Annotated in this window: 17 protein-coding genes; 9 read left to right on the forward strand and 8 right to left on the reverse strand. The window is 68.3% G+C overall.

Features of this window, described 5'->3' with window-relative positions:
* Nucleotides 1–35: 35 nt before the first annotated feature.
* The 4 genes from ABZU25_RS06990 to ABZU25_RS07005 all read right to left on the reverse strand — a co-directional run bounded on the left by ABZU25_RS06990 (nt 36) and on the right by ABZU25_RS07005 (nt 3391).
* Nucleotides 36–989, reverse strand: coding sequence for a PDR/VanB family oxidoreductase (locus tag ABZU25_RS06990; protein WP_355028396.1), 954 nt, complete (start codon nt 987–989; stop codon nt 36–38).
* Complete coding sequence (locus ABZU25_RS06995; protein ID WP_355028397.1) at nt 986–1204, reverse strand: hypothetical protein; 219 nt, start codon at nt 1202–1204, stop codon at nt 986–988. The genes ABZU25_RS06990 and ABZU25_RS06995 overlap by 4 nt, the downstream gene beginning before the upstream one ends.
* A complete protein-coding gene (locus ABZU25_RS07000) occupies nt 1201–2244 on the reverse strand; it encodes an aromatic ring-hydroxylating dioxygenase subunit alpha (RefSeq protein WP_355028398.1) in 1044 nt (347 codons plus the stop codon). Before ABZU25_RS07000 ends, ABZU25_RS06995 begins: the two co-directional genes overlap by 4 nt.
* A 139-nt stretch (nt 2245–2383) precedes the next feature.
* Nucleotides 2384–3391: a PaaX family transcriptional regulator C-terminal domain-containing protein gene (locus ABZU25_RS07005; RefSeq protein WP_355028399.1), complete on the reverse strand. Its 1008-nt coding sequence runs from the start codon at nt 3389–3391 to the stop codon at nt 2384–2386.
* Nucleotides 3392–3800: 409 nt separating this feature from the next.
* Here ABZU25_RS07005 and ABZU25_RS07010 point away from each other — a divergent pair, with 409 nt between their 5' ends.
* Nucleotides 3801–5192 (forward strand): PHB depolymerase family esterase, encoded by a 1392-nt coding sequence (locus tag ABZU25_RS07010; protein ID WP_355028400.1) that lies wholly within the window; start codon nt 3801–3803, stop codon nt 5190–5192.
* Nucleotides 5193–5421: 229 nt separating this feature from the next.
* Here ABZU25_RS07010 and ABZU25_RS07015 read toward each other — a convergent pair whose 3' ends face one another.
* Both ABZU25_RS07015 and ABZU25_RS07020 read right to left on the reverse strand, forming a co-directional pair.
* Nucleotides 5422–6048 carry a DUF642 domain-containing protein gene (locus ABZU25_RS07015; RefSeq protein WP_355028401.1) on the reverse strand — a complete coding sequence of 209 codons (627 nt, stop codon included), beginning with the start codon at nt 6046–6048 and terminating at the stop codon, nt 5422–5424.
* Nucleotides 6049–6560: 512 nt separating this feature from the next.
* Nucleotides 6561–7358 (reverse strand): hypothetical protein, encoded by a 798-nt coding sequence (locus ABZU25_RS07020; protein WP_355028402.1) that lies wholly within the window; start codon nt 7356–7358, stop codon nt 6561–6563.
* 109 nt (nt 7359–7467) lie between these two features.
* Here ABZU25_RS07020 and ABZU25_RS07025 point away from each other — a divergent pair, with 109 nt between their 5' ends.
* The 6 genes from ABZU25_RS07025 to ABZU25_RS07050 all read left to right on the forward strand — a co-directional run bounded on the left by ABZU25_RS07025 (nt 7468) and on the right by ABZU25_RS07050 (nt 12952).
* The gene (locus ABZU25_RS07025; RefSeq protein ID WP_355028403.1) at nt 7468–7743 is read left to right on the forward strand and encodes an alpha/beta hydrolase; all 276 of its coding nucleotides are present in this window, start codon (nt 7468–7470) and stop codon (nt 7741–7743) included.
* A gap of 31 nt (nt 7744–7774) precedes the next feature.
* Entirely contained in the window at nt 7775–8587 is an 813-nt protein-coding gene (locus tag ABZU25_RS07030) for an alpha/beta hydrolase (RefSeq protein ID WP_355028404.1), read from the forward strand.
* Nucleotides 8588–8668: 81 nt separating this feature from the next.
* Nucleotides 8669–9460: an MBL fold metallo-hydrolase gene (locus ABZU25_RS07035; protein WP_355028405.1), complete on the forward strand. Its 792-nt coding sequence runs from the start codon at nt 8669–8671 to the stop codon at nt 9458–9460.
* 104 nt (nt 9461–9564) lie between these two features.
* On the forward strand, nt 9565–10158 hold the full coding sequence (locus ABZU25_RS07040; protein ID WP_355028406.1) for a helix-turn-helix transcriptional regulator: 594 nt from the start codon (nt 9565–9567) through the stop codon (nt 10156–10158).
* A complete protein-coding gene (locus ABZU25_RS07045; RefSeq protein ID WP_355028407.1) occupies nt 10131–11795 on the forward strand; it encodes an AfsR family transcriptional regulator in 1665 nt (554 codons plus the stop codon). Before ABZU25_RS07040 ends, ABZU25_RS07045 begins: the two co-directional genes overlap by 28 nt.
* Before the next feature lie 248 nt (nt 11796–12043).
* Nucleotides 12044–12952 carry a HEAT repeat domain-containing protein gene (locus tag ABZU25_RS07050; protein WP_355028408.1) on the forward strand — a complete coding sequence of 303 codons (909 nt, stop codon included), beginning with the start codon at nt 12044–12046 and terminating at the stop codon, nt 12950–12952.
* A 112-nt stretch (nt 12953–13064) separates the two neighbouring features.
* On the opposite strand, the gene ABZU25_RS07055 is transcribed toward ABZU25_RS07050, so the two are convergent.
* Nucleotides 13065–14012, reverse strand: a complete 948-nt coding sequence (locus ABZU25_RS07055) for an NADP-dependent oxidoreductase (protein WP_355028409.1) — start codon at nt 14010–14012, stop codon at nt 13065–13067.
* A 101-nt stretch (nt 14013–14113) separates the two neighbouring features.
* On the opposite strand from ABZU25_RS07055, the gene ABZU25_RS07060 reads away from it, so the two are divergent.
* On the forward strand, nt 14114–14677 hold the full coding sequence (locus tag ABZU25_RS07060; protein ID WP_355028410.1) for a TetR/AcrR family transcriptional regulator: 564 nt from the start codon (nt 14114–14116) through the stop codon (nt 14675–14677).
* Nucleotides 14678–14891: 214 nt separating this feature from the next.
* Here the strand turns inward: ABZU25_RS07060 and ABZU25_RS07065 are convergent, their stop codons facing one another.
* Nucleotides 14892–15353: a hypothetical protein gene (locus tag ABZU25_RS07065; protein ID WP_355028411.1), complete on the reverse strand. Its 462-nt coding sequence runs from the start codon at nt 15351–15353 to the stop codon at nt 14892–14894.
* Between ABZU25_RS07065 and ABZU25_RS07070 the strand changes: the two genes are divergently transcribed.
* Nucleotides 15298–16488, forward strand: a complete 1191-nt coding sequence (locus ABZU25_RS07070) for a serine hydrolase domain-containing protein (RefSeq protein ID WP_355028412.1) — start codon at nt 15298–15300, stop codon at nt 16486–16488. The genes ABZU25_RS07065 and ABZU25_RS07070 overlap by 56 nt on opposite strands.
* The last annotated feature ends 181 nt before the right edge of the window (nt 16489–16669 follow it).

Below are 16669 nucleotides of genomic sequence, written 5' to 3' on the forward strand. Positions count from 1 at the left end.
GCACCCCGCCATCATTCCCCGCCTGCGCCGGCCGGTCACAGCTCGAGTACCAGCCGGGGCGTGCGGGCCCGGGAAACACAGATCATCATGGCGTCGCCGGCGGCCCGCTCCTGCTCGGTGAGCAGACTGTCGCGATGCTCCGGCACGCCGGCAAGCACCGGGGTCTCGCAGGTACCGCAGGTGCCCTCCCGGCAGGACGAGAGGACCGGCACCCCGGCGTCCTCCACCGCCCGCAGGATCGACGTGCCCGGTGGCACGTTCACCGTCCGTCCGGAGAGCGCGAGCTCGACCTCGATCGCCGTCTCCTCGCCGCCGATGTCGCCTGACGGTGTGAAGCGCTCGACGTGCAGGCAGCCGGGCGGCCAGCCACGACAGTGCGCCTCGACCGCCTTGACCAGTGCATCCGGGCCGCAGCAGTAGACGAGTCCGGCGCCGGGCCGGCCCAGCAGCCCGGCCAGGTCGAGCAACCCGTTCTCGTCCTGCGGGTGCAGGCTCACCCGGTCGCCGTACTTCTCCCGCAGGGAGGCGGCGAAGGCCATCGTGGATCGACTGCGGCCCCCGTACACCAGCCGCCAATCGGCGCCTGCGGCGTCGGCGGCGGCGACCATCGGTCTGATCGGAGTGATGCCGATGCCGCCGGCGACGAAGAGGTAACGCCGTGCCGCGACCAGCCGGAAGGTGTTGCGGGGTCCGGTCACCCGGACGGCGGCGCCTACGGTGAGCCGCTCGTGCGCCAGCCGGGAGCCGCCGCGCCCGTTCGTTTCGCGCTGCACAGCGATCCGCAGGGCGAACCGGTCCGCCGGGTCACCGCAGAGGGAGTACTGGCGTACCAGCCCGGCGTCCAACTCCAGGTCGACGTGCGCGCCCGGCGTCCACTCCGGTAGGTGGCCGCCGCCCGGTCGGCACAGGCTGATGGCGACGATCTCGGCCGCGACCTGTTCCCGGGCCGCGACCACCAGTTCCACACCGACCAGATCGTCCCCGGTCACGCCAGCACCGCCAGTCGCCCCGGCGGACCGGTAGCCGTTACGGCAGTGGCCTGATGGCCCTGCGGGTGGGCGAGTAGCCACTCCCACAGCTCAACCGGCTCCTCGGCGAGGCGCTCCGCGCCGCAGTGGCAGATCCCGCGCAGGGTGTCGGTGCCCGGCACCCAGTGGATCCGGTAGACCCGGTTCCCGGTGAGCACGCCAGCTCGGGAACTCACCGCGCCGCTCCCACCGTCCCCGAGCCGACCATCCGGGCCAGCAGCCGCCGGGCGGCCAGGCCACCGGTGTCGATGTTGATGCTCAGTTCCTGGTACCGGTCCGGCTCGGCCGCGATCACCTGCTCCAGGACGTTGAGCGCCTGCACGTCCTGCATGACCACTGTGTGGTTGCTGTGGTGGAGGTACTCGCTGACCGACTCGTCGTCGATCGCGAAGTCGCGCGCCACGGCCCAGAAGTCGTAGGTGGTGTGCTCGGTCGACGGGGTGATGGCGTACACGATCTCGGCGTGGAACGCTCCGCTGTCCTCGCCCTCGGCCGGCGGAAGGACGCCCTGCGGCGCGATCCGGCTGTGCAGGAGGTAGAGGCAGGGTGGGCGGTACTCGATGTCCTGCCACCGGGTGATTCGGCCCTGTATCCCGGTCGAGCGCGCGTAGAACGGCGGGCACTCGGCGTCGTCCATGTGCCGACTGACGTAGACGATGCCCAGGTCCTCGTCCACCTCCGTGGTGATCGGGGTGTTCGCCACCTCCGGCGTGCCGATGTAGCCACCGTGTAGATAGGTCTCGTGGGACAGGTCCAGGAGGTTGTCCACAAGCAGGCCGTACCGCGCGTTCAACGGCGCCATGCCGCGCACCACCGCGTACCGCGGGTCGGCCAGCCAGGGCGCGCGGGGAATCGCGGCCGGGTCGGCCCGGTCCCGGTCACCGATCCAGACCCAGATGAAGGAGTCCTGTTCCACCACCGGGTACGAGGCGACCCGCGCGGTGCGCGGGATGCGCTGCTGACCCGGCACGAAGACACACGCGCCGGTCGGGTCGTAGGTGAAGCCGTGGTAGCCGCACACGATCGTGTCGCCGTCGAGGCGGCTCTCCGACAGCGGATAGCGCCGGTGTACGCACCGGTCGGCGAGCGCCACCGCCTCCCCCGCCTCGGTGCGGTACAGCACAAGCGGCTCACCGAGCACCGTACGGGCGAGCAGGCCACGTCCGACCTCACTGCCGTAGGCCGCCACATACCACTGGTTACGCGCGAAGGCCACGAGACCGAACCTCCAGCCAGACGATCGCCGATGGAGCCGAATCATCCCGTGCGGGGTTCGCGATGAGGACCGGAGCTTTCACTGAATGAAAGACCGATTCCACGCTGGCCCTGCCGGCAGACCGCCCCGCGCGATCCGATCAGCTGTTGACGTCACTGTCCTCGAGCGCCGCAGCAAGATGGGCGGTCTCGCGATCGGCCCAGAGGTCCCCCAGCTGGTCGACGCGGTGTGCCCGGATGTCGGGTTGCGGGCTGGTGGCGTACCGGTGGGCTACGGCACGCACGTGCTCCTGCGCGGGCTCGGCGAGGCCGTCGTAGACCGCGACGAACACCGCTCGCGCGTCCATCCTGGGCCATCCCGCGGGCATCAACTCGATCGGCAGCAGCGGGTCCAGGATGGGGAAGCGCCGGTAGGCATCCATCACCTCGGTACGCGCCCGTACCGCCGCCGCCCCCGTGACGTCTCCGGTCTGGACACCTGTCAACAGGGCCTTCCAGCGTCGGATGAAGGAGTCGTAATCGTGGACGAGTGCGGCGGTGTCCCAGGCGTCGATCGGTATCCGATGGGTGACCGCCTCGATCTCCACGTGCCGTGCGCGGAACACGGTCGTCGCGCCGAGCGCGATCGCGGAGAGCTTCGCTCTGGGCGTGTGGCCGAAATTGTGCGGTGACACCCACAGTCCGTCGTACAGGGGCGCGTACCCGAGCCATCGAAGCTGTCCGCGGAGGGCGCGTCGCTCGGCGCTTGCCTCCTGCGGCAGGGAGAACGCGACAAGTGTCCACCAGCCGTCCCACGCCTCGGCCTGCGCGACGAAGGCTGCGATCCGGCGTGCGCCGCGCGCGAGGTCATCGGCGGCGGGCTGGGTCAAGCGGTAGAAGCTGTGCCGTCCCTGACGGCTGATCTCCAGTACCCCGCGGCGGGCCAGGCGGCTGATTGCGGTCCGGGCCCCGGCCGTGTTGACGCCCGATTCGGCCAGCAGCGCCACGAGGGCGGCGGAGGGTAGCCAGGTGCGGCCCTGAATCGTGTAGTCGGCCAGCAACGTCACGGCCAAGCCCTGGGGCGAACTGCCTGACTGTCTGCGGGGCAGTTGGGTGGAGCCGTCCGCTAGGTCCGGGAAGATCTCGTCGATGTTGAAGGGGCTGACCACACGACGCTCCGGCGCAGATCGGGGAAGACCGCTCGATGGTAGATCCGATTGTGGCAGGCGCCTGGCCAGGTTCCTCCGTCCCCCCGTCATACGGAGCTGATCTGCCGCTCACGCCGTCATATCCATTGTGAAACATCGATTGACAGTTTCGCGGACCAGGGAGACACTTTTTGTAATACGTCTGGCATTGCGGGAGCCAGCAAAGCTAGCGGGCAACTGGTCGACCTCCCCGGGCGGAGGTCATCTGGCGAGCCGACCGGCATGAACCTGCCTCGGCCGACCTCACCATCAAGAGGTTGACGGTGAGACCGACCCGGCGCGTCGCGTCCAACCACGGTGATGTACAGCCTCCGGCGACCCCGCCGGCGCGACCCACCGTGTCCAACGAAGCGTCAAGGGAGTGAAACGCGTGAAACTCTATCGACGGCTGCTTGTCGGCTTCGCCGCGATCCTCGCGGTAGCTGGCCTGGCACTGGTGACACCCGGGCTGACGAGACCGGCCGCTGCGGCCTCGTTGACCGAGGTGACCAACTTCGGCAGCAACCCGGGCGGGATGCGGATGCACATCTATGTGCCCGACGTCCGTCCGGCCAACCCGGCGATCGTGGTCGCCATGCACGGCTGCGGCGGCTCCGGCCCGGGCTTCTACTCGGGCAGCGAGTTCGCCTCGCTGGCGAACCAGTACGGCTTCATCGTCATCTACCCGAGCGCCATGCAGGAGGCCGGGTTCGGCAAGTGCTTCGACACCTGGTCGGACGCGTCCAAGCGCCGTGGCGGTGGCAGCGACCCGGTCTCCATCGAGTCGATGGTGAACTACGCCCGGCAGCAGTACGGCGGTGACATCAACCGGGTCTACGCCACCGGCAGCTCGTCTGGCGGCATGATGACCCAGCACATGCTCGCGGTCTACCCCGACCTGTTCAAGGCGGGCGCGTCGTTCATGGGCGTGCCCTTCAACTGCTTCGCCAACGCGGCCGCCTACCCACCCGGTGGATCCTGCACCAACGGCAGCATGAACCGGACCCCACAGCAATGGGGCGACCTGGTCCGGGCGGCGTACCCCGGCTACACCGGCCCGCGCCCGCCGATCCAGCTCTGGCACGGCACCGCCGACACCCTCGTGCCCTACTCGCTGCTGCAGGAGTCGGTCGAGCAGTGGACCAACGTGCACGGGCTGAGTCAGACGCCGACGTCCACCGACACCCCGCAGCCCAACTGGAACCGCCGCCGCTTCGGCACGCAGGTCGAGGCGTACGCCATCCAGGGCGCCGGGCACAGCCTGCCGTCCAGCGGCATGGCACGTGTCGCCATCCAGTTCTTCGGTCTGGACCGTACGACACCGACGCCGACCCCCACCAACACCCCGACGACCCCGCCGACCACGCCTCCGCCCACCCCGACCACGCCGCCACCCAGCTCTGCGAACCAGATCGTCGGCACACAGTCGGGCCGGTGCATCGACGTACCCAACGCCTCCCACAACAACGGCACCCGGGTCCAGCTCCGCGACTGCAACAGGCAGTCCAACCAGGCATGGACCTACACCACGAGCAAACAACTACAGGTGTACGGCACCATGTGCCTCGACGCCGCAGGCACCACCAACGGCGCAGCCGTCCAGATCTACGGCTGCCACGGCCAAACCAACCAACAGTGGAACGTCAACTCCAACGGCACCATCAGCAACGTCCAGTCCGGACGATGCCTCGACGCCTGGAGCACAGCCAACGGGGCACAGGTCCAGCTGTACGACTGCCACGGACAGACCAACCAACAATTCAGGCTCGCGCCCCTCACCTGATGATCACGACCGACCCGACGAACAACCTGTCCAACGGCGTGCCGCAAGGCAAGATCCAACAAACCTGACTCGGCAGGCGGACTGAGAACGGGCGGGCTCGGCGTGCGGCCGAGCCCGCCCGGATCATGCGAGCTGATCAACGCGGGTGCGCCGCAGGGTCGCGCGCCGACTGGTGGCGCCTTCGAGGGCTGCGGACGATCAAAGCTGTGACGCCGACGAGACCGCCTGGCTAGGCGACCCGAACGGCCGTGGCCGTGCTGGCGGGACAGATGACGAGCAGGCAGCTCTCGACCCGTACGTCGTCGATGACCGGGCCGAAGGCGTCCACAGTGGTGCTCGCGAACTGCAGGACCGTGGTGGCGGACAGGATGTTTGTGAAATAGAACGTCCGGTACACGTACCCCATGGCGGATGGCGTGTGGCCGGCGGTGTCGAAGGAGAAACTGTCGACGGTCTGGCCGTTGGCCGTGACCCTGCCCGTCACGATGAGGGGGCCGTTGTCGGGGTTGCCGGCGAGGGCGTAGCTCACTCGATAGGTGGTGAGCAGCTTCGTGGGCAGCGAACGGGCGACCGCACCCGCGTTGAACCCGTTGAGGTCGAGTGACTGATTGCCTTCGGCAGCCTGCCAGTCGCGGGTCAGGCCGACGGTGCCGGTGGTGACGGTCCACGCGCCGAACTGCTGGCCCGCGGCAAACTCCGTGAAGTCGTTGCTGATGGCGGGGCTCTCGAAACCGTCGGCGATGACCGGGGCCGCCGCGGCCGGGCTCGCCGTGAGGGCGGCCAGGAGGGCGGACAGCGCCACCGCCAGCACCACTCCGATTGTCGTGCGATGGGTACGCGGGCGCTTCGTTGCCATGCTTGTCCTTCCGATACAGACACCGGCCGGGGCGGAGCCGGGACTCCGTGTCGCGGATCGACCACCGGGGCGGGACATCGATGCCCTTGATTGACGTTACGGCGACGCCGCAAAGGCTGGCAAGGTCGTTCAATTCCCGACAGTTGGCCAAAATCTGACAGCGATTGAGCATCGGAGGACCTTGACACCCACCCGCCCCGTGGCCCGTTACGGACCATCAGGTGAAGATCCAAGGGCAGCACCTTGGGCGCGAAAAGGACCTGTCCGCCCAGCAGGCCCGCGCCCTGCTGGGCATCGTGCGCCCCCGCGACGTGGTCGGCAAGACCCCGCCGCCGGCTGGCCGCCGAACTGATCGGCGAACTCGTCGTCATCGACAAGAACATCAAATCGCGAAATTGGTGTTCAAACGTTCATGGACGTTCGGCTGCGGGACCCGACAGGCGGCCTGTGGTCGGGAATTGGGCGACCAGGTGACGCTTGTCGATCGAGGTCCGCCCTCAGCAGCTGCGGCGTCACTGCCGTTCGGTCTTGGCCGGGTCGTCGCTTGTCTGTTGGGTGACCACCGCGTCGGGGAACTGGGCTTCGAACGCGGCGAGGACGGATCGCAGCCGGTGCAGCAGCGCCCGCCGGGCCCGGGAGCCGTCCGTGGCGGCGAGATCGTCGTCGAGCATCGGGCCCAGATCGTCCCACCACCTGTCGCGCTGCCCGAATGCGGCGCGAGCGACGACGTGGGCCAGGGTGGGCAGCAGATTGAGGCTGGCCACCCGCCAGTCCCTGCGGGGCCCCCGAACCGTCGCCTCGCGAAGCGCGCGCTCCAGGCTGCGCCCGATCCGATCGAACAGGTCCGGTACCACAGTGCAGAATGGGATCTCGACGTTGAACGGTGCGGGCCGCGCGCCCGGGCGTTTGTGGACGATGCCGTTGTCGGCGACGGTGGCGAACCCGCGGCCGACGGCACTGACCGGTATCAGCCTCACCGGCACCGGCTGGCCGCTCACGACGTCCTGGAAGTGCGGGCGCCGCATCAGCAGGTCACGGATCCGCCCCAGAATTTCGCGGTCGCTGCCCTCCGTGCTACCGAATACGTCCCACTTGGTGATGATCAGGTGAGCTGGCACCTTCGCCCCCGCCATGACTGACAGCAGCGGGTCGACGATGGAGTCGAGGTACAGCTCGCCGACCGGCTCGCCGCGTAGACAGCGCCGCAGGCGCAGGCCGTCAAGCACTCCGAACAGAGCGTCGGCGCTGGCGGACGCCGCGGCCAACTCGGCGACGGCCGGGTCTCCAGGCTCCCGCGCCGGATCCCGCACCGACCGCTCCCAGCTCTACAAGGACCTCGCCGGCGGCCCGTTCTTCGGCCACAATCGACCTGGCGCGAACGTATCCCAGGGCATCCGTGATGCGTTCTGGCTGCAGAGCATGCAGGCCGGCCACCGCAACGCCTACGAATGCGTCGCCGCGTTCTCCGCCACCGACTTCCGCACCGACCTCGACACCTTCGACATCCCGACCCTGGTCATCCCCGGCGACGACGACCAGGCCGTCCCGTTCGAGGTCGGCGGCAGGGCCTCCGCCGCCCGCATCAAGAACGCCGAGCTCAAGGTCTATCCCGGTGCCCCCCACGGCATCACCGACACCCACCGGGAACGGCTCGGCAACGACCTGCTGGCCTTCCTCAACACCTACGACGGCTGACCGTCGCCTGACTCAGAAGGAAGCAACCACCATGATCGAACCCAACACCATCATCCTGGTACACGGCTTCTGGGTGACCCCACGCTCCTGGGAGCACTGGAAGGCTCGCTACGAAAGCCAGGGTTACCGGGTGCTCGCGCCGGCGTACCCCGGCTTCGAGGTGGAGGTGGAGGCGCTCAACGCCGACCCGACCCCGATCGAGAAGGTCACCGTGCCGCAGATAATCGAGCACATCGAGTCGTTGATCCGGGAACTCGACCGGCCACCGATCATCATCGGGCACTCGGCCGGGGGCGCGTTCACCCAGATCCTGCTCGACCACGGGTACGGCGCGGCGGGCGTCGCCCTCAATTCGGCACCGACCGAGGGTGTGCTGGTCACACCGCTGTCCCAGGTGAAGTCGACCTTCCCGGTGCTCAAGAGCCCCGCCAACCGGCACCGAGCCGTCGGCCTCACCTTCGAGCAATGGAAGTACGCGTTCACCAACACCTTCCCCGAGGAGGAGGCGCGGGCGCTGTACGAGCGTTACCACATCCCCGCGTCCGGCAACATCCTGTGGGGCGGCGTACTCGCGAACTTCCAGCCCGGCCACCAGGACAGCTGGATCGACTACACCAACGACAACCGGGCGCCGCTGCTCTTCGTCTCCGCCGGAGAGGACCACATCATGCCGCCGGCGGTGCAGCGCTCCAACGCCAAACACTACAAATCCCACACCATCACCGAGATCAAGGAGTACGAAGGACTGTCACACCTACTCCCGGCCGAACCGGGCTGGGAAGACATCGCCGACCACGTCCTCGCCTGGGCAGTCGACCACGCCGGACGCAAGCCCGACGCCTGAACCGACGCAGCAAGGCGTGGCGCCGCCGCATCCAGGGCGGCGCCACACCGCTGCCCGCCGAAGACCCCGTAAGGACAGCTCATGACCGACGTACGCATCACCCACATCGGCGGACCGACCACGCTGATCGAGGTCGGCGGGTGGCGGCTGCTCACCGACCCGACCTTCGACCCGGCGGGCGGCCGGTACAGCTTCGGCTGGGGCACCACGTCCCGCAAGCTGACCGGCCCGGCCATCGCCCCTGCTGAGCTGCCCCGGATCGACGCGGTGCTGCTCACCCACGACCACCACGGCGACAACCTGGACAGCGCCGGTCGGGCCCTGCTTCCGTCGGCCGGTGTCGTGGTCACCACGGCGGCCGGGGCGCGGCGGCTCGGCGGCAGCACCCGGGGCCTCACGCCCTGGGCGGTCACCCGCCTCAACGCGCCCGACCGGCCGACGATCGAGATCACCGCCACCCCGGCCCGGCACGGCCCGCCACTGAGCCGTCCGATCATCGGCGACGTGGTCGGCTTCGCGCTCCGCTGGGACGGGCAGCGGCACGGCGTCCTCTGGATCACCGGCGACACCGTGCTCTACCACGGCGTACGGCAGGTCGCCGACCGCCTCCCGGTCAGCGCCATCCTGCTGCACCTCGGCGGCGTACGGTTCCCGGTCACCGGCCCGCTGCGTTACACAATGACCGGTGAGAAAGGCGCCCAACTGTGCCGCCTCGTTGCGGCGCAGACGGTACTGCCGGTCCACTACGAGGGCTGGGAACACTTCCGGCAGAGCCGGGACGGTATCAAGCGTGCCTTCGCCAAGGCGCCCGAGAACATTCAGCGAAGCGTCCGCTGGCTTCCCATCGGGACCCCGACCAGTATCACTGTCTGAACGGTCCCCCAGGCCCGCGGTAGGTGGTGTTACCGTCGCGGCACTGCCGGCATGGCGGCATCGCGGCGATATCGCGACACCCGGCGCCGAGGCGGAGGAACACAGTGGACGGGGCATCGACCTTCGGTGCGCTGCTTCGCAAACACCGTCACGCCGCCGGCATCACGCTGGAGCAGCTGGCCGAGGCGTCCGGGGTCAGTGGCCGGGCGATCAGTGACCTCGAGCGCGGCTTCAGTCGCGCACCGCAACGACGCACCCTCACCTCGATCGCCGACGCGCTGGGCCTGACTCCCGAAGACCGCGCCGAGCTGCGCGCGGCGGCTACCTCCGGCGCCGCAGCTCCAGAGTTACCGCGTTCGGTCGTCGACTTCAGCGGCCGGGCGACCGAGCTGGCCCAGCTGTCCGAACACGTGAGTGACGATCCGCACGGCCCGACCGCCGTGGCCGTCATCTGCGGGCAGGCCGGCCTTGGTAAACCACCCTCGCGGTCCGGGCGGCCGGGGAACTGCGGGACCGGTTTCCGGATGGCTGCTATTACATCGACCTGCGTGGCACGAACTCGTCGCCGGTCACCGCGGCGGACGCGTTGGCGCGCCTACTGCGCGCGTTCGGCATTGCGGATCGGCAGATCGCGGCAGATCGGGACGAACGCTCCGGACAGTTCCGTACGGTGCTGCGGGAGCGGCGCAGCCTCGTGATCCTTGACAACGCCGCCGACGAGGCCCAGCTGCGCCCACTGTGGCCGGGTCTGGGGGCAGGGCTGGTGCTGGTCACCAGCCGTCGCGCTCTCACCGGCCTCGACGGCGTGCTCAGGCTCGTGCTCCAGCCGCTGTCGCCCGACGAGTCGATGCGCCTGCTGCGTACCATCACCGGATCCGCTTTCCATCGGGCGGCGCCGGAGGTGACCGCCCAGGTGGGCCGCCTCTGCGGGCATCTTCCCCTGGCTTTGCGGATCGCCGCCAACCGGCTGGCGAGCCGGCCGGGCTGGACGATGGCCCATCTGGCGGATCGGCTCTCCGATCCGAATCGACGCTTGGCCGCGCTGACCGCGGGTGACCTGGCCGTCGAGGCAGCCTTCTCACTGTCGTACGCCCAGCTCTCCGGTCCGGCGCGCCAGGTGTTCCGGCGGCTGTCCCTGATGCCCGGCGCCGACTTCGGCGGAGAGTTGGCCGCGGTGGCGGCGCAGGTCGCGCCCGTCGAGGCCGAGGACCATCTCGACGAACTCGTCGACCTCAATCTCCTGCAGCCCGCCCCCCAACCGGATTGCTTCCGCTTCCATGACCTGATCCGACTGTTCGCCATCACCCACTTACAGGCCGACGAACCGCCGGTCGAGCGACAGGCGACCCATGACCGGATCATGCTCTGCCTGCTGGAAACGGCCACCGTCGCGGGCCGGTGGTTCGAGCCGGGCTACGGGGCACCACCGCCCGACTGGCGCGGGCTCGTCACGCTCGACAGCAGCGAGCGCGCGCAGGCTTGGCTCCAGGTCAACCGTGACAACTGGGTCGGCGCGCTCGCGAATGCTGCCGCCGCTGGTGACCACGCCCGAGTGGTGGAGGTCGCCGAGGCAATGCACTGGTACTCGGGGCGAGACATCGTGGAGGGTCGCTGGACCGAGATCTTCCAGATGTCGAGGGCGTCCGCCAGCCAGCTCGACGACCCCCGACAGGAGATCACCCACCTCAACTACCTTTCCTGGGCGGTCAGCACGTGCGATCGGAGGCACCAGGAGTCCGTGGACCTGGCGATGACGGCGTACCGGCTCGCGACCGAACTGGGTGACCGCCGGCTGCAGGGCTGGGCGCTGCAGTACGTCGCAACCGGCTGCTTCTGGATCGAGGACGGGATCGGTCGGGCCGAGGCCGCGCTCCGGGAGGCGGCACAACATTTCGACGCGGTCGATGACCACGACGGCTACGTCCAAGCGATCATCGGCATCGCCCACGCCCTCCGGGACTCGGCACAACCCGAGACCGCACTGCCGCAGTACGAAGCGACGCTCAAGGCCCTCCAGGAACGCCCGGTATCCCCCATCGTGTCGTTCACGGCCGCCTACGCGCATCATTCAATGGCTCGCACCCTGGTACTGCTCGGTAGGCACGCGGAGGCCGTCGTCCAGGCAGGCATCGCCCTGCCGCTCATCGAGGCGTTCGGCGAGCCGGTGCTGCTCTCCTCCTGCCTGCGTCTCCTCGGTACCGCCGAGGCCGATATTGGCGCCGTCGAGGACGCTCGGGTACACCTGCAACGGGCACTCGACATCTTCATCTCCACGGATCAGACCGAACACGTCGCGCCGACCCGCGCCGCCCTGGCCGCCCTGTCCTCGCCCTGAGCCCGCAGAGGGTGCCGACAATCAGGGCGACGAGTCGTGTCGTCCGGCTCGCGCACGCACCTTCGAGGATCTGCGGACATCGGCGGGATGATTGACCGCGCAGCTCGCGGCAGATCCGGACGCCCGGGGCCAACCTGCTGCGACTGTCGGTCATCTTGACGGTCGGTAGTGAGTCTCTCGCGTTACGGGTGTTGTCGATCCACGAGAGTGGGGTGGCATAGTCTCAGCGAACGCGTGGTCGTCGCGGTGTGTCGTTCTTTGAGATGGTGCCGGCGGCGGTGATGGCCGAGTCCAGCCGTGGGGATGGTGGCGCGTATGGTCAGGCGGTGAATCCCGCTGACCTGCAGGGCCTTCGATCGGGAGACCTCGAGACCCGCGAAGCACATGTGCACCATCTGCTCGACCGGGCCAGGACGCACGGTGATGAATCAGCCATCGCGGCGCTGCACGCGCTGATCCGCGACTACCGGGATTTCCACAGGTCGTTGTACTCGCGGGCGATGAACCAGGCGGCCGTCTTCGCGGACGTCAGACTGCAGGAGCCGTTGCTCGCCGCGCTCGGCGACACCCGGTACAACTGTCAGGCATGGGCTGCGATGGGTTGCGCGGCAATGGATATCCGGGCCGCCGTGCCACAGCTCATCACGCTCCTCGACCACCCGCAGTGGTTCGTCCGGGGCGAAACGGTGAACGCGCTCGGCCGGCTCGGCGACGCCTCGGTCGTACCCTCGCTGCGACCGCTGCTCGGCGACCAGGCCGACTGGTTGCGTCAGCGAACCGCCGACGCCCTGGCCCGCATCGGCGGCGACGCGGCGCTGGAGGCACTCTGGCACGAGTTTGAGCACCGGCGGTTCCCCCGGATCGGCTATCTCGCCAGCACGCTGGCCTTGTTCACGCCGGAGGTAGTACCCCGGCTGCTGGCCGCGGCCGACAGCACGGATCCGGATCAGCGGTACTGGGCTGCCGTCGCGCTCGGATCGGCAGGAGTCGATCGGGCGGTACCGACGCTGGAGCGGCTGATGGCCGGCGACCGTGGCGTGACCGTGTTCGCCGGGGAAGTTCGCACTGCGGCGAAGAAGGCCCTGCGCACGCATGGTCGCATTAAAGCTGCCATCGCCGAACGAGAGAGTGCCGAAGCGCAGACCAAGGCTCGCTGACGAATCCCAGCCTGCGACAACTACACTCCGTCATTGACCAGGCAGGTTCGACGCGCGGGTCGCGGCAGATTAGTATGATGATCTTTGCTCTCCGTAGTCGCCTTGCGGATCGTCATGTGCCTGCCCGGTCGCCGCTGACCATGAGGGCGATCTTGCCTCGGCGGGAGCCTTCGCCGGCGGCGGTGTGCGCGGCGGCAGCTTGATCGAGGGAAAACATTGCCTCGATCGGCATCCGGAAGCGGCCCTCGACGAACAGTGCCGCCGCCTCGGCAAGGCCATGGCGTCCGTCGGGTTCGCCTCCGAGCTGTCCCGTCGAGATGCGGACGCTGTGCTGGGCCGCGTTGAAGTCGGCGAGGGTCACCACCTTCGCGGGGGCGCCGGTGATCTCGATCAGTTCCGGAAGCGAGCCCGCGCCGGCGATGTCGAGAGCGCGGTCGACCTTGGTCACGCCGAGTGCGGCGATGCGGTGGGGAAGGCCCAGGCCGTACGTGGTCGGGGTCGCGCCCAACTCGGTGATGAAGGCGTGGTTGTCGGACCGTCCGGTCCCGATGACGTGTGCGCCGCGTGCGGCGGCGAGTTGAACGGCGGCACTGCCGACACCGCCGGCGGCGCCGTCGATGACGATGGTCATTCCTTCGCGAAGGTCGAGGAGGTCGAGCGCCCGGGTGGCGGTTTCGATGCTTGATCCTGCGGCTCCGGCTTGTGTCCACGGCATCGCGGCGGGCTTGTGAGTCCAAAGCCGCAGTACCGCGAATTCGGCGTGGGCGCCGCCGAGCCGGGCGACGTTCACGGTGCCGAACACTTCGTCGCCTGCGGCGACACCCGTGACACCGGGTGCGACCACGTCGACGACTCCGGCCGCGTCGATGCCCGGAATGTGTGGTAGCGACAGTCGTGTGCTCATCGGGGTGGTCCCGGACCGGAGGCCGAGATCGACTGGCGAGACTCCGCCTGCTCTCACCCGCACGCGGATCTCGCCGGCGCCGGGGTGTGGCGTGTCGGCGCTGCCGACCTGGAGAACCTCGGGGCCGCCGAACTGGTGGAACTGAAGTGCGAACACTGCTTCCTTTCCTGGCCGGAGGATCCGGCTCCGCAGTACCGTAACGACAAAACGGAGCAGGTGTTCCAGATGCGGTCGAAGTGAGAGAGCAGGGGTAACGGATGTCTCGGATCGAGCGCTCGGACGCTCGGGCGAACCGTGAACGCGTCGTGAGCGCGGCGCGCGGCGCGTTCGCCGAGGGTGGGCTTGAGGTGCCCGTCCGGGAGGTGGCTCGCCGTTCGTGTGTTGGTGTCGCGACCGTCTACCGGCATTTCCCGACCCGGGCGGACCTCATCACGGCGGTGCTCTCCGAGCGGGTCGCTGTGTGCAGTGCCGAGATGCGTCAGGCGCTGGTGGATCCTGATCCGTGGCGGGCGCTCTCCGGCACCATTCTGCGGTTCGCAGACCGGCAGATGCAGGACCGAGGGCTCAACGAGGCGCTGCTCGGATCACACGAAGCCGGACTCGCGTTCAGACGGGAGCGGAACGAGCACTCAGCAGCCCTCGAAACGCTCGTCGGACGGGCACACGCCGCGGGAGTTCTCCGCGAAGGTGTCGCGGTCGAAGACGTCCGAGCTGGTCTCTTGGCGATCGCTTCCTTCCGGGCGCTGCCGCCCGAAAGAAGCGCTGTGCTGATTCGAAGGCTCGGCAAACTACTGCTAGCGGGTCTTCGCGCTCCGAACTGATACCTCTCCCAAGGAAGGCCTGGTAGCGCGTCCCTTCCGCTGCATCGCGTGTGGCCTCCCTTACCCGTGCGGGCAGCTGACGTGAGAATGTGGCACTTGATGGGCATCCGCTCATCGGCACGTCCGGACCCCGACGTCACCTTCGGTGACGAGCGCCTCGCGGCATGAGAGCACACTCGATCTTGGTTCCGTGAATGGGTGAGGGGGACGATGCTCAGAGATCGCGCCGATGGTGGAGCCGGTCGAATGCTTTCGGGAAGGGCACCATGTCGAGTGCGCGAGCGATTGTCGTCGCGCACTCGTCGGCGCTGTTATTCGTGGTGTCCACGACGATGGCGAATTCTCCGATCTCGTAGACCGACGGCTGGGAGCGGGCGAGCCCGATAGGCCGATCGCCGCGGGTCGACTGACAAGCAGGTCGAGGATTTGGAGCTGCAGGGGTGTCCGCTCCCACCGGGCCGTTCTCGTCACCAATCCACCGCGCCGAAACCCACCCACGATCACCGACGTGCGGAGTACGAGGGCTAGCACTACCACGCTTCGGGATGCCTGCGGGATGGAGTCGGAACAGCGCTTCTTCGTACGCTTCATCGGCCAAATGATCTCCGAGGGAGTGCAAGATGAAGAAGACACGGACTGTTCGGATCGCGGCTGCGGCGACCCTGGTCAGCGCCACCCTGGTCGGTGCGCTGATTACCGTCAGCGCGGGACCGTCGGCGTACGCCGGGCAGCACGGAGCCGGTGGTCCGGTGTCCAGAGCGGATCGCCTGCGAGCCGCCGTCGGCGACTTGCACAACCTCGGTATCACCGGTGTGCAGGGCCTCACCCGAGTCGGGAACCAGACGACCACGGCGCGTTCCGGCGTAGCGAACATTGACACCAAATCGCCGGTTCCCGCGAACGGCTACTTCCGGATGGGCAGCGACACCAAGACGTTCGTCGCGGTGACCCTGCTGCAGTTGGTCGGCGAGAAGCGGCTGTCGCTGGAGGACTCGGTGCAGCGCTGGCTGCCCGGCGTGGTGTCCGGCAGCGGCAACGACGGCAGCAAGATCACCGTACGGCAGCTGCTGCAGCACACCAGCGGCATCCCGGAATACCTCGATGACGTCGCGCTCACGCAGTCCGCGAAGGAGTTCCGCGCGCATCGCTTCGATCACTACGATGCGAAGGATCTGGTGGCGCTGGCGATGAAGCACCCCCCGCTCTTTGCGCCTGGTACGTCGTGGAGCTACTCCAACACCAACTACGCACTCGCCGGAATGATCATCAGCAAGATCACCGGGCATTCCTGGGCCGAGGAAGTGCGCACCCGCATCCTGGCACCCCTGAACATGCGCCAGACCTACTTCCCAGGCAACAACCCGACGATTCGCGACCCGCACGCCGAGGGATATAACCAGTTCGAAGCAGACGGTCCCCTGGTGAACACGACCAAGTTCAACCCGACCGTCGCCGACGCAGCCGGCGCGCTGGTGAGTACACCGAGCGATCTGGCGAGCTTCTGGCAGGCGCTGCAGGGCGGCCGGCTGCTCGCGCCGGCCCAGATGGCACAGATGCACCAGACAGTTCCCGCGCCGGATATCGCGGCCATTCTCCCGGGCGCGCAGTACGGCCTGGGAATCATGCGGATCGACGACAGCTGCGGCGTGTACTGGGCACACCCCGGCGACACCCCCGGATCGGCTACCTTCAACGGGGCCAGCCCCGACGGGAAGCGGGTCGCCGTACTTTCGATCACCACCCAGCTCGCGAACCCGCTGCCCGTGTACTCGCGCGCCAATCAGCTGATGGACGAAACCCTCTGCTCCTGAGCCTCGACCGGGCGTGGCGGCGTCTCGACGAACTGGTTCGACGCCTCGGGACGGGGAACGTGGTTTCGAAACTCGAGCAAATATCTGCTGATTCGAGATTTAGTTCTTGGACTGGTCCAAGAAAATAGGCGCTGTGGATCCAATTCGAGGTCCCCCAATAGATGCTCTGAGGTCCCACGCA

It is taken from the genome of Micromonospora sp. NPDC005215 (assembly GCF_040607915.1).
Classification (GTDB): domain Bacteria; phylum Actinomycetota; class Actinomycetes; order Mycobacteriales; family Micromonosporaceae; genus Micromonospora.

Bases quoted from the DNA above. Each gene is read 5' to 3' on its own strand.
- ABZU25_RS07015 (WP_355028401.1), bottom strand. From the start codon at position 6,048: ATGGCAACGAAGCGCCCGCGTACCCATCGCACGACAATCGGAGTGGTG.
- ABZU25_RS07025 (WP_355028403.1), top strand. From the start codon at position 7,468: ATGCAGGCCGGCCACCGCAACGCCTACGAATGCGTCGCCGCGTTCTCC.
- ABZU25_RS07030 (WP_355028404.1), top strand. From the start codon at position 7,775: ATGATCGAACCCAACACCATCATCCTGGTACACGGCTTCTGGGTGACC.
- ABZU25_RS07035 (WP_355028405.1), top strand. From the start codon at position 8,669: ATGACCGACGTACGCATCACCCACATCGGCGGACCGACCACGCTGATC.
- ABZU25_RS07060 (WP_355028410.1), top strand. From the start codon at position 14,114: ATGTCTCGGATCGAGCGCTCGGACGCTCGGGCGAACCGTGAACGCGTC.
- ABZU25_RS07070 (WP_355028412.1), top strand. From the start codon at position 15,298: ATGAAGAAGACACGGACTGTTCGGATCGCGGCTGCGGCGACCCTGGTC.